A 14,220-nucleotide genomic window follows, 5' to 3' on the forward strand; every position below is an offset into this window, starting at 1 on the left:
CGCTCGACACCGACCGTATGCCCCTGCTCAAGCTCGAGAACATTTCCAAAATCTTCGGCGGCGTTAAGGCGCTGCGGGCAGTGAAGTTCGACGTCATGCCCGGAGAAGTTCTCTGCCTTGCGGGTGAGAATGGCTGCGGCAAGAGCACCATCATCAAGATTATCAGTGGGGTCTATCAGCCGGAACCTGGCGCAGTGATGCTCATGGAAGGTGAGTCAATCGAAGGCCTCGACCCGGCCAGGGCCCGTGACCTCGGTATTCAGGTCATCTGGCAAGACCTGGCGCTTTTCCCCGAAATGACCGTCGCGGAAAACATCGCTTTCGAGCAAAACCTGGGGTCTCGTCCGCGCATCGTTAGCTATGGAAAGATGAAGGAGGCGGCACGCCGGATTCTTGAGCGGCTCGGAGTCTCCATCGACCTCAACCGTTCTGTTCGCTCGCTATCAATTGCCCAGCGCCAGGTCGTGGCAATCGCCAGAGCGCTTGTTCGCGACGCACGTCTTGTCTTCATGGACGAGCCGACTGCCTCGCTCAGTCATGCTGAGACCGAAGCTCTGCTGAAAATTGTCCGGCGACTTTCTGCGGACGGAATTGCCGTGGTGTTCGTCAGCCATCGCCTCGCTGAAGTGCTAGACGTCTGCACTCGCGTGACCGTTTTCCGCGATGGACAATACGTCGGCACCTTTCCCACCGAAGGGATGACGCAAACCCGCCTCACGGAATTGATGACGGGCCGCACTTTCGACTACGAAGTACGCACGACAGACCTGACGAAAGCGCCGGTTGTGCTAGAGGTACAGGGGTTGTCACGAGCTCGTCAATACCATGACGTGTCGTTCAAGGTGCGACGAGGCGAGATTCTTGGCGTCACGGGACGCCTTGGCGCAGGAAGAACGGAAGTCGCATTGTCGCTTTTCGGAATGACGCGCCCAGGTGCGGGTTCCATCCGGCTCGACGGAGAAGAGATTTCGCTGCGAACAAATCGTGACGCTATCCAGGCAGGGATAGCTTACGTGTCCGAAGACCGACTTCAACTCGGCCTTGTACAGCCGCAATCAATCGGAGACAACACGGTCGCGGCAGTGTTGGACAAGCTTCTGGACAGCACCCATCTCATTGCTTCCAAAAAGCGCAACGTGCTGATTCAAGACTGGATTCAGCAGCTGGCCGTGAAAATCGGGAAACCGGACGACGCGGTCTCAACACTGTCCGGCGGGAATCAGCAGCGCATCGTGCTCGCCAAGTGGTTGGCAACAAACCCGAAGCTTCTAATTCTGGATTCGCCCACCGTCGGCGTCGACGTCGGCGCCCGTGCTGGCATCTTCGCCATCATCCACAAGCTCGCTGCTGAGGGTATGGCCATCTTGCTGATATCGGACGAGATTCCGGAGGTCTACTTCAATTCCGACCGAATTCTGCATATGCGCGACGGCCGCGTTGTTAAAGAGTACGTGCCGGGAACAACAACGATGGAACAAATCGAGCGAGACGTCCATGCCTGATTTTCGCAAACTCGGAATCGGTTCGATTGAGGCTCTGCTGATTCTCGTTATCGCCATCATGGTGATTGGCCTCAGCCTTTCAACCTCGACATTTCTTACTCTTCCAAACCTGTTCGACCTGCTTAACCAGAGTTCCGTCAACATCATTTTCGCAGTCGGGCTACTGGTCGTGCTGATTGCTGGTGGCATTGATATCTCATTCGCCGTCGGCGCATCGGTGGTCCAGTACCTGACCGCGTTGACAGTGATGCGGCTCGGCGGTGGCAACTGGGCGCTCGGCTTCATTGTGTCTGCCTGCTTCGGGTTCGTGCTTGGCTCCATCAACGCCACGATTATCTACAGATTTCGCATCGTCTCGATTGTTGTGACGATTGCCACGTTTAACGTGTTTTTCGGTGGATTGATGTTTCTCACGGGCGGGGTGTCCATCTACGACCTGCCGGACTGGTGGACCAATAGAGTCTCTATCATCAATTTCAACACCGCGAGTGGTAATGCGAATCTCGCACTGCCTGTGGCTGTGATGGTCGTCATGGTCATAGCAACATGGTTTCTGCTACGGCGCACGACAACCGGTCGACAGCTCTACGCCATGGGCGACAACCCCGAGGCGGCGCGACGCGTGGGAGTCAATATAGGTGCGATGCATTACATCGCCTTTGGCTGGCTCGGCATGATGGCTGGAATTGCCGGACTCATGCAAGCCCACTACGTGCAGGAAGTCGTTCCGAACGCGTTTTACGGCCGTGAACTGGATGTGCTCGCTGCTGTGGTGCTCGGTGGTGCAAGGTTAGGCGGCGGGCGCGGCACAATCCTCGGCGCCATCCTTGGCATCCTCCTGACCGCTATCACCGCCAACGGCCTGAACTTGCTCGGTATCTCGCCGTATGCGTTCAAGATGATTATCGGGGCCATCATTCTTATCGCTATTACGTTGTCGAGCGGCGGTTTCGCCAAGCTCGTCGGAACGCGATTCACGTCACAAAGCGTAAAGGCCTCGTCATGAAAATGTCCTCATCTCAACGCGCGGCCGCGCCACTCGTACCGGCAGACGTCGCCGGGTTGCTTGGCTTTCTGCTCCTGGTCATCGCGGTCCTGAGTTTCGCGTCTGACCGATTTTTCTCGGCGAGCACATTCGTTTCGGTAGCGTTCCAGTTGCCGGAACTCGGGTTCTTTACGCTGGCGATGTTGATGCCCCTGATTTCCGGCGGCTTCAATCTCGCGGTGACTTTCACTGCGAACATATCGGGGTTGGCGATGGCGTGGGTGCTTCATACGTACGGCGGCGCGGACGCCGGCGCGGTAGCCATCATCCTCGGCATTGCTGCCGCATTGGCCACCGGCTCCGCAGCCGGTTGGGTGATGGGTGCCGTCATTGCCCGCACCGGAGCAAGCCCGATCCTCGTGTCTTTATCGATGATGATTTTCTTGCGCGGATTAGGGGAGTTCCTCACACGTGGGGGCGACATCTCCGGGTTTCCGCCGTTTGTGCGCGAAATGGGCAACGGCGTCTTCCTCGGCGTACCGATTCCCCTCCTGATTTTTCTCGGCTGCGCATTACTTTGGCACGTTGTCATGACACGGTCGCGGCTAGGCTTCGCCACACGCATGATTGGTTCAAATCTGGAAGCAACGCGATATTCCGGCATCGCGACGACACGCGCCGTTACCCGAATCTACATGCTGTCGGGGCTGATGTGCGGCATCGCGGGCGTGGTGATGGCAGCCCAGTTCAACTCGGTTCGCGTTGGCCATGGCGAGGCCTTTCTGCTCATCTCCGTGCTTGCGTGCTTCCTGGGTCGCGTCGATCCATTCGGCGGCTTTGGCCGCGTGGTTCCGGTCGTGATTGCACTTGTGATTCTGCAGGTTATCGCTTCAGGCCTCAATTTGCTCGGTGCCAACCAACACCTGGCGACTGCGTTGTGGGGTGTCTTCCTGCTTGCCGTGATGCTCTTCCGTTGGGCATGGGCTAACGGTATTTCGAAAACTTTGGTCCGCAGGCGCGTGACCGCATCTGAAGGAGTTACACAATGAATAAGCTTGGCGTACACGCACTGGTATGGGCTGGCGACCTCACCCCCGAATCGACTCGCAAGGTTTTGAGCCAGACCAAAGCCGCTGGGTTCGACCTGGCTGAACTATCCTTGCATGGTCCGAAGGTCATGGACCTGGCGCTCACGCGGGATTTGCTGCAAGAGCATGAGCTGGATATCGGTTGCTCGCGCGGTCTCACCTTTGATGCGGACGTGTCCAGCGAGGATTCTGCCACGGTCGCGCGCGGGGTTTCGATGTTGGAGGAGGGTATCAGCGTCACGGCAGAGCTGGGTGGAGGCTACTTCGGCGGGATTCTTTACGGCGCGATGGGAAAATACAACGCACCGGTTACCAAACAAGGCCGCCGCAACGCGATTGATTCACTCAAACGTATTGCTGATTTCGCGTTGAAGAAGAACGTGACGCTTGGGCTTGAAGTGGTAAATCGCTACGAGACCAATTTGCTGAACACTGCATCGCAGGCGCTTGCCATGATTGACGAAGTCGATGCGCCCAATGTTGTCGTTCATCTCGATACGTATCACATGAACATTGAGGAGTCCGATTTCATGCAACCGGTTCTGCAATGTGGCAAGCGTCTTGGCTATGTTCATATCGGGGAAAGCAATCGCGGGTACCTCGGGTCGGGGACTATCGACTTCTCTCAGTTCTTCCATGCACTCGCCATGATTGACTACAAGGGCGTCGTGACTTTTGAGAGCTTCTCGTCGACGGTCGTCAACGAGCAGTTGTCCAATGCGTTGGCAATCTGGCGCAACTTGTGGGACGACGGTATGGACCTGGCGAAACATGCGCGGGAGTTCATCGCGGGTGGCATCAACGCCGCCGCGCGAGCAAAATCGCACCACTAGACATCCACCGGGTGAAGTACGTGTCGCGACAGCACAAAGCGTTGAGAAATGTTGACGCGAGCGGTTCGGCAATCGGGCCTCGGCGAGGCTAAGAATAGTTCTCGCCGACCGCCATTTTTTTGGAATACCTCGGATTATGTCGACGATTGAAGATCGCTACCTCGGTCGCCTCCACCAGTTAATTTCTGACGGGCGGCGCCAAATCCTCGGTTTGGTTGGTGCGCCGGGTGCAGGCAAATCAACACTGGCGCAAGCAATCCTTGATGCTTTTCCCGGAAAGGCAGTGGTTGTGCCGATGGATGGGTTTCATCTTGCGAATGTCGAACTCGCACGGCTCGGTCGCGCATCCCGCAAAGGTGCGGAAGATACGTTTGACAGTGCGGGGTATGTCGCACTCCTGAGGCGCCTGCGTGACCAGCGTCACGACGAAACAATCTACGCTCCCACATTTCGCCGGGAAATTGAAGAACCCATCGCCGGCGCAATCCCTGTGGAGCCTGATACGCCGCTTGTAGTCACTGAAGGGAATTACCTGCTTCTCGAGCATGGCCATTGGAAAGCTGCGCGACCGTTGCTCGACGAAGTTTGGTATGTCAACGTCGACCCAGACCTGCGACGGCAGCGTCTTGTTACCCGGCATATTGGCTTCGGCCGGGACCAGGCTGCAGCAGAACAGTGGGTTCAGAAAACCGACGAAGTGAACGCGACCTTGATTGATTTAACCAGAGAGCGTGCCGATTTTCAATTTCATTGGTCGTCATAAGTCACATTGAGGGGTTTGGGCTGGCGAGTCGCGGGTGACGCGACGTCGTGCGGGCACGTCGAATCGTCGTCGTGGCAACTTGGTCGGGGTCGCACGGTCCAAGAGCCGTGGCCCATTGGCTGCCCTCTGCGGGGGGCGATGTTCTGCCATCACTGCACGCCCATCGGGCTAAACGGAGGACTGGTGCGTCTAAAGCGTTTCTTTGCATGGCTGCTGTGCTTTGCAGCAGTTGGTTCAACCGCTGCACGGGCGAGCGACATTCAATGTTCTACAACTCGTCAGCCGGCCGAGCGCGTGATATGTGACCACGCAATTCTGGACAACGAATACGACGATATCGTTGCGCAGCAGCAGGCTCTGCTGAGCAGTGGGAAGCTCTCACCCCAACAACTGGCCCACTGGAGGCAGTCACGGAACGCCTGCACTGACGTCCATTGTATTGATACGGTATTCGCGAAGTGGAAGGCGATGGCCAAGTCGGTCGAAGCCGCTACTGCGACTGTACCGGCTCCGGTTATGGCTTCGGCCACGGCTCTGGCCCCTGTCGGACCCACTGCGGATGCAAACGCGCTTCCCGCATCCCAAGCTTTGCCGACATCGGAAGCATCTCTTGTGCGTCAAGGGAGTGCCGCAGGGGTGGCGCTTCCGAAACCTGTGGAGACGCAAGCATCTTCGCCTATGGTCGCGTCTGCTTCTTCTAGCGCAAGTGAGTCCCGTAGCACGACCGGCATGAGCGCCGGCCTGATGACGGCCTTGCTTGTCGCGGTTGGATTCGGCGTTCTCTTCCAACGCCGAAAGAGGAACGGTGGAAGCACCGGCGAACCACCAGGTGATGTTCGACGAAAGGACAAGCCTTGAGTGAGCCCCATCGAAGGGCATGGAGCGAAGCGACGCCGCGTTGTGATTTGGGTGACTTTCATTCGAAAGTACTCTGAGATCGGATTTTTCGGATGTGGCGCCTTCCGGCGTCGTTTCAATACCCGCGCCAATCCCGATGCTCGCGCCACTCGTGCTCGCGCCATTCCTGGCGGCGCCATTCACGTTCACGCCACTCGCGACGTTCACGCCATTCGCGGGCTCGCCAGTCGTCACCATCGCCGTACGCGACGGCGACAGGTGCGGGAGCATACACGACGGGAGGTGGCGGTGCGTACACCGGTTCTGCAGGCGCATACACGGCCCCGGGGATGCCCAGTCCTATGGCGACGTCGACGTGTGCCGATGCTGCCGCTGATGCTGCGGTCAAGCTAATAGAGGAATGGTCGACCCGGTTGCCGGGGACACCCTTGGTCTGGTCTCAACTTGAGAGGAGGACCGGATTTACCCGGCCGGCTCTTGCAGCAAAGCCCAGCATCAGGGAGGCTTACGACAAGGCGAAGGCTGGAACTTGAGCCTCCGTCGGAACGCCGGATGAATTCAGTAAGCTGACGAAAAAACCGCGTGAGCCTGCAAGAGCCACGCGGGTTTTTCCATGGGCGGCGTTTTCAGGGATTCCACTCCCTGCCCAGCGTGTCTTGTCGTCAGTGCGCCTTTCTGGCCAGGCGTTGCAGCGCATAGATACAACGCATCGAATGGATGAACCGAAGGCATTTTTAAATATCAGTGTTAACCCTTATCATTCGGCGGCCGTGGCAGGTTTTCCGCCGTCGGCGTATTAATGCGCTGAGGTAGCGCCAACGTGCGTTTTTTGGAAGCCCACTGCCCGGATGCTGAATCGCAAGTCCAACCCTTCGTCGCTGCGCTGGCCGAGCCGCCTGTACGCGCTCGTCACCGCGATCTACCGCAGACGGCCGGTATGGATGGTGTCGTTTTCGACGAGCGAGGCCAATCTGTCGGAAGGGCTGAGAGCCGCCTGCGCGTCCACCGCCATGCTGGTGCTCGGCAATCTGCTGCACGACCCGGTATTTGCGTGGGCCGCGATCGGCGCTTTCTGGACCTGTCTCGCGGACGCGGCCGGTTCGAATCGCGCGCGCTTCGCCTCGATGGTGGGCTTTGCGCTTCTGTCCACCGTGTGCGGTGGCGTGACCGCCTTCGCGTCAGGTGAGGGACCGGTGTTCGCTGCGCTCGCTATTCTGGTATTCACGACGCTCGGCGCGTTCGGCAGGATCTGGGGAGCAGCGACGTCACAGGTGACGATTCTCGCGGCGACCGCATGCGTGGTGATGGTCGACCGGCCGATGCACCACCTTCGCGAGGGCGTGGCGTTTCTCGGCATCTATCTGGCCGGATGCCTGTTCGCCGTTGTGCTGAGCTTGACCGTCTGGCGTATTCATCCGTTCGGCACGAGCCGCGCTTCGCTGCGTGCGGTGTATCTGCGTCTGGCTGACATCGCCTTCGACAGCGCGCGCCTGCTCGAAGCGCGCGCAGCGCCGGGCGAGTGGGCGACGCATGCCGCGAAATTTCGCGCCGATGCACGCGCTGCGCTGGAACGCTCGCGCAAGGCACTGGCGAACGTGCCTGGTTCGAGAACGGCCGGCCGGGAAGCCTACGACAACCTGCTCGCCCTGCTGACCGAGAGTGAAGCGCTCTTTGCGTACCTGATTGCGGTCACCGGCGCCTGCGAAAAAACCCCCGAAGACGCACCTCGCGCCAGACGTGCGGCTCGGCTGCTGACCGGGCTGGGCGAGGTGCTGCGAAGAATCGGCACGGCCAGCAACGACGCGCAATGGAACCGTCTCGCTAATCTGCAACTCCGTTTGCGACGCCTTGCGCGGCGACTCGAATCCGCGCTGATGGAACCGGTGACATTGAAGTTCGACTTCGAACTGGTCGATTTCACGCCGACGACTGCCCAGCCGCTCGGGTGGTCGGACAGTGCCGCCAGGCTGCTGACGCGGACGTGGTCGACCCTCAAGGCAAACTTTTCCGTTCAGTCGGTCGGCTTGCGCCACGCCGCTCGCGTCGGCGTCACGACCACGGCGGGTTTTCTGGTCATTCGGGCGCTCGGACTTCCCTTCGGTTACTGGGCAACCATGGCGACGCTGCTGATCCTGCAACCGTCCATCGCCGCGACTTGGCCACGGAGTATCGAGCGCGCTGCCGGGAGCATCGTCGGGGGCGTGCTGGCGGCCGCGATCGGCTATGCGATTCATTCGCCTCTCGGCATTTCACTGGCGGTGTTTCCGCTGGTGGTGGCCACCATGGCGCTGCGTCCCGTCAGCTACAGCCTCTTCGTACTTTTCCTGACGCCGACCTTCGTGCTCGTGGCCGACTTCGCGACGCCCGGCGCCAGCGAATTCGCCTACGCGCTCACGCGGCTCGGCAACAATGTGCTCGGTTGTGTATTGGCGCTGCTGGCAACGTTCTATCTGTGGCCGACGCGGGAAAAGGTCGACTATCGCGCCTATCTGAGCGAGGCGGTGCGGGCCAATCTTGCGTATCTGAGAGCGGCACTGGAGTCGCCGGACCGAAGCGAGAAGGACATGGAACGCCTGCGCCGAGCCGCGGGTTTGGGCAGCAATAACGCCGAGGAAGCCATCGGCCGCATTCGACTCGAAAAGCTCGAGGACTCGATGGTCGACACGGTGACGCTGACGGTGCTGAGCGTGTTGCGAAAGATGGCGGGAACGGCGACCCAACTGCGCTTGAGTACGAACCGGCGCAGCATGCACGATGAACTCGGCGCGTGGATCGACACCACGAGTGCCGACATCGACGCGGCATTGAACAGGACGTTGCGGCCGATCCGGCACGACCTTCCCCCGCGGGAGCGGTTGACGTCGCTGGAGGCGGACGCGGTGGGTGAAATCGCGCTGATGCATCGGCTGCTAACTGAGCGGATGCGCGAGGCGAGAGGTTAGGCCGGGGGGAGCTCGTCGGTGCCAACCGGCTCTGGTTCGGGCACAGGCAACACCGATTCGAGCGTGCGCAGTCCCGCTCCTAGCGCCCGCTTTTCGGCAGCGGGCAAACGCTTGACCCAATACTCGGCGCGCGAAGCGCTTGACCGGTCGGCCAACTCAAACGACACCAGCACCTGCACCGGTTTGCGCGAACGCGTATAGCGCGCGCCTTCACCGCTCACATGCTTGTCGAAGCGAGCCTGCACATCGGTGGCAATGCCGGTATAGACGCTGCCGTCCGAGCATTCGAGCAGATACAGAAACCACGCCATGGGTACGCTTCAACCTTTGAACGGATTGTGTTCGCGCAGCTCGTCCACATACGCGTGGATGCTGTTCTTTTCGTTGTCGAGGAAGTGACCGACCGCATCGGCGAAGGCCGGATGGGCGAGCCAATGCGCCGAGCGCGTCACAGTCGGCAAAAAACCGCGCGCCATCTTGTGCTCGCCCTGGGCGCCACCTTCGAACGCACCGAGCTTTTCCTCGATGCAGAATTCGAGCGGCTGATAGTAGGCGGTCTCGAAGTGCAGGCAGGGCACGTGTTCCAACGCGCCCCAGTAACGGCCATAGAGCGTGCCGCCGGTTTTCTCGTCGCGCTGATAGACCACGAGCGAGCTGGCGATCGGCTTGCCTTCGTATTCGGCGATCACCAGCAGCAGATTTTCCGGCATCGACGCGCCGATCATCCGGAAGAAATCGAGGTTCAGATACGGACTCGAAAAGTGCTCGCGGTAGGTTTGCCGATAACACTTGCTGAAGAATCGCCAGTCGGCGTCCTGGATATCCTCGCCGCGAATCCGGCGCATCGTCACGCCTGCCTCCTGAACCTTGCGACGCTCCGCGCGGATGTTCTTGCGCTTCTTCTGTTCGAGCGTGGAGAGGAAATCGTCGAAGTCGCGATAGCCGTCGTTCAGCCAGTGGAACTGCACGCCTTCGCGCTGCATCATGCCCATATCGGTCAACGCGCTCGCCTCCGTTTCGGTCGGAAACAGCACGTGCAGCGACGACACGTCGGCCTGCTCGGCGAACGCCATCAGCGTCGCGGCCAGATGCCTGAGCGCATGCGTATCCGCCGACAACAGCCGGTTGCCCTGCACCGGTGTGAACGGCACCGCGCACAGCAGCTTCGGGTAATACGGCAGACCGTTGCGTTTGTACGCGTCGGCCCACGCCCAATCGAAGACATATTCGCCGTACGAGTGCCCCTTCAGATACACGGGCGCGGCGGCCGCGAGCCTGTTCGTGCGCGGGTCGGTGAGCGTGACGAATTGCGGCGCCCAGCCGGTATCCGCGACCGCGCAACGAGTCGCGTGCAATGCGCTCAAGAACTCGTGCCGCAGAAACGGCGTGGGCTGCGCTTGCTGGGCGAGGAGGGCATTCCATTCCGCGGCGTCCACCTCGGAGGGCGACGCCAGAATGCCCGTGCGATAATCAAAGCGTTCCTGGTTCAATCTGTGTGACTGTTCCCAATGAGCGACGCCAGGCGTTTAGCGATGCGTCGTTCGTTTATCCGATTTGTCCGTTGCCGTCGAGCTAACCAGCCGCGGTACTCGCAAGCCGTCTGGCTTGCCTGCCGATCCTGCCATGAAGACCCGAATCGCTCTTGCTCAAATCAATGTCACCGTCGGCGACTTCGCCGGCAATGTCGCGAAGATTGTCGCTGCCGCGCGCGCCGCGCACAACGATGGTGCGAAGCTGCTGATTGCGCCTGAACTCGCGCTCTCCGGCTACCCGCCCGAAGATCTGTTGCTGCGTCCCGCGTTCTACACCGCGAGTGCGGCGGCGCTCGCCGATCTGGCCGCGCAACTGAAGCCCTTCGCCGGCTTGCATGTGATCGTCGGCCATCCGCTGCGTGACCTGGCGCACAGCGTGGCGCACGGCCATGGTAATGCAAACGCGCCGATCGAGCGCGGCGTCCCGCCGGTCGATACCTTCAACGCGGCCTCGCTGATCGTCGATGGGGAAGTGATCGGCACCTATCGCAAGCAGGATTTGCCCAATACCGAGGTGTTCGACGAGAAGCGCTACTTCGCTTCCGACCCGCAGCCGTTCGTGTTCGAACTGGACGGCGTGAAGTACGGCGTGGTGATTTGCGAGGACGCATGGCATGCGTCGGCCGCGCAAATGGCGAAGGCGGCGGGCGCGCAAGTGCTGCTGATTCCGAACGGTTCGCCGTATCACCTGAACAAGGAAGCGGTGCGCTTCGACATTCTGCGCGCGCGGATTCGTGAGACCGGCTTGCCCATGGTCTACGTGAACATGGTCGGCGCGCAGGACGAACTGGTGTTCGACGGCGGCTCATTCGTACTCGACGAAAAGGGCGAGCTGGTCGCGAAGATGGCGCAGTTCGAGGAAGGCAACGCGATTGTCGAGTTCGACGGCGGCAAGCCGGTGCCCACGGCGATCGCACCGGAGCTCTCGCTCGAAGCACAGGTGTATGCCGCGCTCGTGATGGGCGTGCGCGACTACATTAACAAGAACGGCTTCCCCGGCGCGCTGATCGGCCTGTCGGGCGGCGTGGATTCGGCGCTGGTGCTGGTCGTCGCGTGCGACGCGCTGGGCGCCGACCGCGTGCGCGCGGTAATGATGCCCTCGCGCTATACCGCGGACATTTCAACCACCGACGCAGCCGAGATGGCGCGCCGCGTTGGCGTGCGTTACGACGAAATCGCGATCGCGCCGATGTTCGACGCGTTCCGTGGCTCGCTCGCCGAAGAGTTCGCCGGCCGCGCCGAAGACGCCACCGAAGAAAATATTCAGGCTCGCATCCGCGGCACCTTGCTGATGGCGCTGTCGAACAAGTTCGGCTCGATCGTGCTGACCACCGGCAACAAGAGCGAGATGGCAGTGGGCTACTGCACGTTGTACGGCGACATGGCCGGCGGCTTTGCGGTGATCAAGGACATCGCCAAGACGCTGGTCTACAAGCTGTGCCATTACCGCAATCAGGCCACTACGTTCGGCAAGCAGAACGTGATCCCCGAGCGGATTCTGACACGCGCGCCGTCGGCCGAACTGCGCGACAACCAGACCGATCAGGACAGCTTGCCGCCGTACGAAGTGCTCGACGCGATCATGCGCATGTACATGGAAGAGGATCGCTCGCTTGCCGAAATCATCGCGGCGGGCTACGCGGTTGACGACGTGAAACGCGTCACGCGCCTCATCAAGATCAACGAATACAAACGCCGTCAGGCGCCGATCGGCATTCGCGTCACGCATCGCGCGTTCGGCCGCGACTGGCGTTATCCGATTACGTCGCGCTATACCGAACCGGTGGAGTGAGCTTCAGGCGAACGGCTGCGGACTTACTGACTTACCCCATAGCAGACCAGAAGCGCGCGCCGGATTGCCGCAACGCATCCGGCGCGGCGTAGAATAAAAATCATCCATTTCCCTTTCAACCTTCCAGTCACGAGATGAGGTCCGCCATGAAGCGCATCACTGCAGTCATCAAACCGTTCAAACTCGACGAAGTGCGCGAGGCGCTTGCTGAAGTCGGCCTCACGGGGTTGACCGTGACGGAAGTCAAAGGCTTCGGTCGGCAAAAAGGCCACACTGAGCTCTATCGTGGTGCAGAGTATGTGGTCGACTTTCTGCCGAAAGTGAAGATCGAAGTGGTGGTCGCGGACAACCAGTGCGATCAGGTGATCGACGCGATCATCGGCGCGGCGCGCACCGGCAAGATCGGCGACGGCAAGATTTTCGTCGCGGACGTGGAGCGTGTGATCCGGATTCGCACGGGTGAGGAGAACGAAGCGGCAGTTTGAGCGGTTCGACTCGCACTGTTGAAACGCCGGGTTAAAGCGCCGGCATTGACATCTTCGGCACGCACGCACCGATCAGGTGCGCCGGGGCATTGGCAAAACCGTGCGCGCTAATAAAAAACGGTGCGATACCCTTTCGGACATCGCACCGATACGCGCCTCTCGCAGCAGCGTGAAAAAGATTCTCTTGAAGAACTTCTGACTACACCCCGAAGGAAATCCCCTCGGGGCACACTGTTCGATTAGAACGAGTGTTGAATACCTGCGTACACGCCGGTCTGGCTATGACCCGGCAGCGGGTTCTCGTCGTACGAGCCTGCGGGCGACACATTCGGGTTGCCCGTACCACCAACACCTGCGGTGTTCGCGTCGAGGCCGAAGTTAGCCGTCTTGCTGTTACGCGCCGTTGCAACCTGGATGTCCAGCAGCGTGCGCTTGGACAGGTTGTACGAACCGCCGATCGTGTAGATCGTTGCGTTACCCGCGCCCTTGTTCGCATTCACGTGATAAACCGCCGCGATCAGTGCAGCAGCCGGCGTGGCTTGCCACGTCACACCACCCCATTCGTGATCGAGCGAGGTCGGTGCCGTGCCTGCTGCGCTAGCCGCAGCCGACGTACGGATCGCCTGGTACGCGCCCTGGATCTTGAACTGACCGAGGAACACGTTGACCGCGCCGGTGTATTCACGCGATGCCGTGAACGGGTCGGTGAATTGACCATTCGCGCTGTTGCGGATTTCGTCGTACATACCGCGCAACTGGAACAGCGACGAGGTGTACGTGAGTTGCAGACCGGCTTCGCGGCCTTGCGGCGTTGTGCCGTTACCGTTCCAGTTCGTGGCGTTCGACAGTGCGTACTGGCCGTACACGTCAAAGCCGTAGAGTTTCGGCGACTGATACGAAATGTTGTTGCTCGATTGCGGCCAGTTGCGGCCACGCACCAGCGAAGCCGACGACCAGTTCGATTGACCGAACGGGTCGAAGTCCCACACGCCGTTCGAGATGAACAGTTCGCGACCCAACAGCAACGTACCGTATGCGTCGTTCGACATACCGACCGTTGCCCAACGATTGAAGAGACCGCCGCCGCCAGGACCCTGACCGTTCATGGTGTTGAACGAACCTTCCAACTGGAACAGGACCTTGTTGCCGCCGCCGATGTCTTCGACACCCTTCATGCCCCACAAGCTCGTACCCCAGTCACCGCTTTCCGCACGGAAACGCGACGTGGAACCGGTATAGCTATTGTTCGGAAGGCCGCTGATGTATTCCAGGCCGGCGTCAAGGCGGCCGTACAGCGTTACGCTGCTTTGGGCGTGCGCAACTACACCGGCTGTCATCAACGCAGCGGCGAGCAAAGCTTTCTTCATCTTCTCCTCCATACCCTGTCAAAAAGTGAAACCTAGTACTGCGAATGGTGTTCGGACGCAAGCGCGCCGAACA

The 14,220-nt window shown here is 60.2% G+C and carries 12 protein-coding genes; 8 read left to right on the plus strand and 4 right to left on the minus strand.

Going from position 1 to position 14,220, the window contains the following annotated elements:
• Window positions 1-17: 17 nt before the first annotated feature.
• The 5 genes from PQQ86_RS04290 to PQQ86_RS04310 all read left to right on the plus strand — a co-directional run bounded on the left by PQQ86_RS04290 (window position 18) and on the right by PQQ86_RS04310 (window position 5,171).
• Window positions 18-1,502 carry a sugar ABC transporter ATP-binding protein gene (locus PQQ86_RS04290; RefSeq protein WP_408270067.1) on the plus strand — a complete coding sequence of 495 codons (1,485 nt, stop codon included), beginning with the start codon at window positions 18-20 and terminating at the stop codon, window positions 1,500-1,502.
• Window positions 1,495-2,508 (plus strand): ABC transporter permease, encoded by a 1,014-nt coding sequence (locus PQQ86_RS04295; protein ID WP_408265084.1) that lies wholly within the window; start codon window positions 1,495-1,497, stop codon window positions 2,506-2,508. The genes PQQ86_RS04290 and PQQ86_RS04295 overlap by 8 nt, the downstream gene beginning before the upstream one ends.
• The gene (locus PQQ86_RS04300; RefSeq protein WP_408265085.1) at window positions 2,505-3,536 is read left to right on the plus strand and encodes an ABC transporter permease; all 1,032 of its coding nucleotides are present in this window, start codon (window positions 2,505-2,507) and stop codon (window positions 3,534-3,536) included. Before PQQ86_RS04295 ends, PQQ86_RS04300 begins: the two co-directional genes overlap by 4 nt.
• Window positions 3,533-4,408, plus strand: coding sequence for a sugar phosphate isomerase/epimerase family protein (locus PQQ86_RS04305; protein ID WP_408265086.1), 876 nt, complete (start codon window positions 3,533-3,535; stop codon window positions 4,406-4,408). Before PQQ86_RS04300 ends, PQQ86_RS04305 begins: the two co-directional genes overlap by 4 nt.
• Before the next feature lie 136 nt (window positions 4,409-4,544).
• Window positions 4,545-5,171 (plus strand): nucleoside/nucleotide kinase family protein, encoded by a 627-nt coding sequence (locus PQQ86_RS04310; protein ID WP_408265087.1) that lies wholly within the window; start codon window positions 4,545-4,547, stop codon window positions 5,169-5,171.
• Window positions 5,172-6,144: 973 nt separating this feature from the next.
• Here PQQ86_RS04310 and PQQ86_RS04315 read toward each other — a convergent pair.
• Window positions 6,145-6,423 (minus strand): hypothetical protein, encoded by a 279-nt coding sequence (locus PQQ86_RS04315; RefSeq protein WP_408270069.1) that lies wholly within the window; start codon window positions 6,421-6,423, stop codon window positions 6,145-6,147.
• Between the two features lie 454 nt (window positions 6,424-6,877).
• Between PQQ86_RS04315 and PQQ86_RS04320 the strand changes: the two genes are divergently transcribed.
• On the plus strand, window positions 6,878-8,971 hold the full coding sequence (locus tag PQQ86_RS04320) for an FUSC family protein (protein ID WP_408265088.1): 2,094 nt from the start codon (window positions 6,878-6,880) through the stop codon (window positions 8,969-8,971).
• Here the strand turns inward: PQQ86_RS04320 and PQQ86_RS04325 are convergent.
• Window positions 8,968-9,282 (minus strand): GIY-YIG nuclease family protein, encoded by a 315-nt coding sequence (locus PQQ86_RS04325; RefSeq protein ID WP_408265089.1) that lies wholly within the window; start codon window positions 9,280-9,282, stop codon window positions 8,968-8,970. The genes PQQ86_RS04320 and PQQ86_RS04325 overlap by 4 nt on opposite strands.
• Window positions 9,283-9,291: 9 nt before the next feature.
• Entirely contained in the window at window positions 9,292-10,461 is a 1,170-nt protein-coding gene (locus tag PQQ86_RS04330) for a GNAT family N-acetyltransferase (RefSeq protein ID WP_408265090.1), read from the minus strand.
• A gap of 133 nt (window positions 10,462-10,594) precedes the next feature.
• Here PQQ86_RS04330 and PQQ86_RS04335 point away from each other — a divergent pair, with 133 nt between their 5' ends.
• Together PQQ86_RS04335 and glnK are read left to right on the plus strand one after the other, a co-directional pair.
• A complete protein-coding gene (locus PQQ86_RS04335; RefSeq protein WP_408265091.1) occupies window positions 10,595-12,295 on the plus strand; it encodes an NAD+ synthase in 1,701 nt (566 codons plus the stop codon).
• Between the two features lie 146 nt (window positions 12,296-12,441).
• A complete protein-coding gene (gene glnK / locus PQQ86_RS04340; RefSeq protein ID WP_006048444.1) occupies window positions 12,442-12,780 on the plus strand; it encodes a P-II family nitrogen regulator in 339 nt (112 codons plus the stop codon).
• A 239-nt stretch (window positions 12,781-13,019) separates the two neighbouring features.
• Here the strand turns inward: glnK and PQQ86_RS04345 are convergent, their stop codons facing one another.
• A complete protein-coding gene (locus PQQ86_RS04345) occupies window positions 13,020-14,147 on the minus strand; it encodes a porin (protein WP_408265092.1) in 1,128 nt (375 codons plus the stop codon).
• Between the last annotated feature and the right edge of the window lie 73 nt (window positions 14,148-14,220).

Source organism: Paraburkholderia sediminicola, from assembly GCF_046026675.1.
Taxonomy (GTDB): domain Bacteria; phylum Pseudomonadota; class Gammaproteobacteria; order Burkholderiales; family Burkholderiaceae; genus Paraburkholderia; species Paraburkholderia sediminicola_F.

Coding starts and splice junctions, on each gene's coding strand:
- PQQ86_RS04290 (WP_408270067.1), top strand. CDS start 18: ATGCCCCTGCTCAAGCTCGAGAACATTTCCAAAATCTTCGGCGGCGTT.
- PQQ86_RS04295 (WP_408265084.1), top strand. CDS start 1,495: ATGCCTGATTTTCGCAAACTCGGAATCGGTTCGATTGAGGCTCTGCTG.
- PQQ86_RS04320 (WP_408265088.1), top strand. CDS start 6,878: ATGCTGAATCGCAAGTCCAACCCTTCGTCGCTGCGCTGGCCGAGCCGC.
- PQQ86_RS04335 (WP_408265091.1), top strand. CDS start 10,595: ATGAAGACCCGAATCGCTCTTGCTCAAATCAATGTCACCGTCGGCGAC.
- PQQ86_RS04300 (WP_408265085.1), top strand. CDS start 2,505: ATGAAAATGTCCTCATCTCAACGCGCGGCCGCGCCACTCGTACCGGCA.
- PQQ86_RS04305 (WP_408265086.1), top strand. CDS start 3,533: ATGAATAAGCTTGGCGTACACGCACTGGTATGGGCTGGCGACCTCACC.
- PQQ86_RS04310 (WP_408265087.1), top strand. CDS start 4,545: ATGTCGACGATTGAAGATCGCTACCTCGGTCGCCTCCACCAGTTAATT.
- PQQ86_RS04325 (WP_408265089.1), bottom strand. CDS start 9,282: ATGGCGTGGTTTCTGTATCTGCTCGAATGCTCGGACGGCAGCGTCTAT.
- PQQ86_RS04345 (WP_408265092.1), bottom strand. CDS start 14,147: ATGAAGAAAGCTTTGCTCGCCGCTGCGTTGATGACAGCCGGTGTAGTT.
- glnK (WP_006048444.1), top strand. CDS start 12,442: ATGAAGCGCATCACTGCAGTCATCAAACCGTTCAAACTCGACGAAGTG.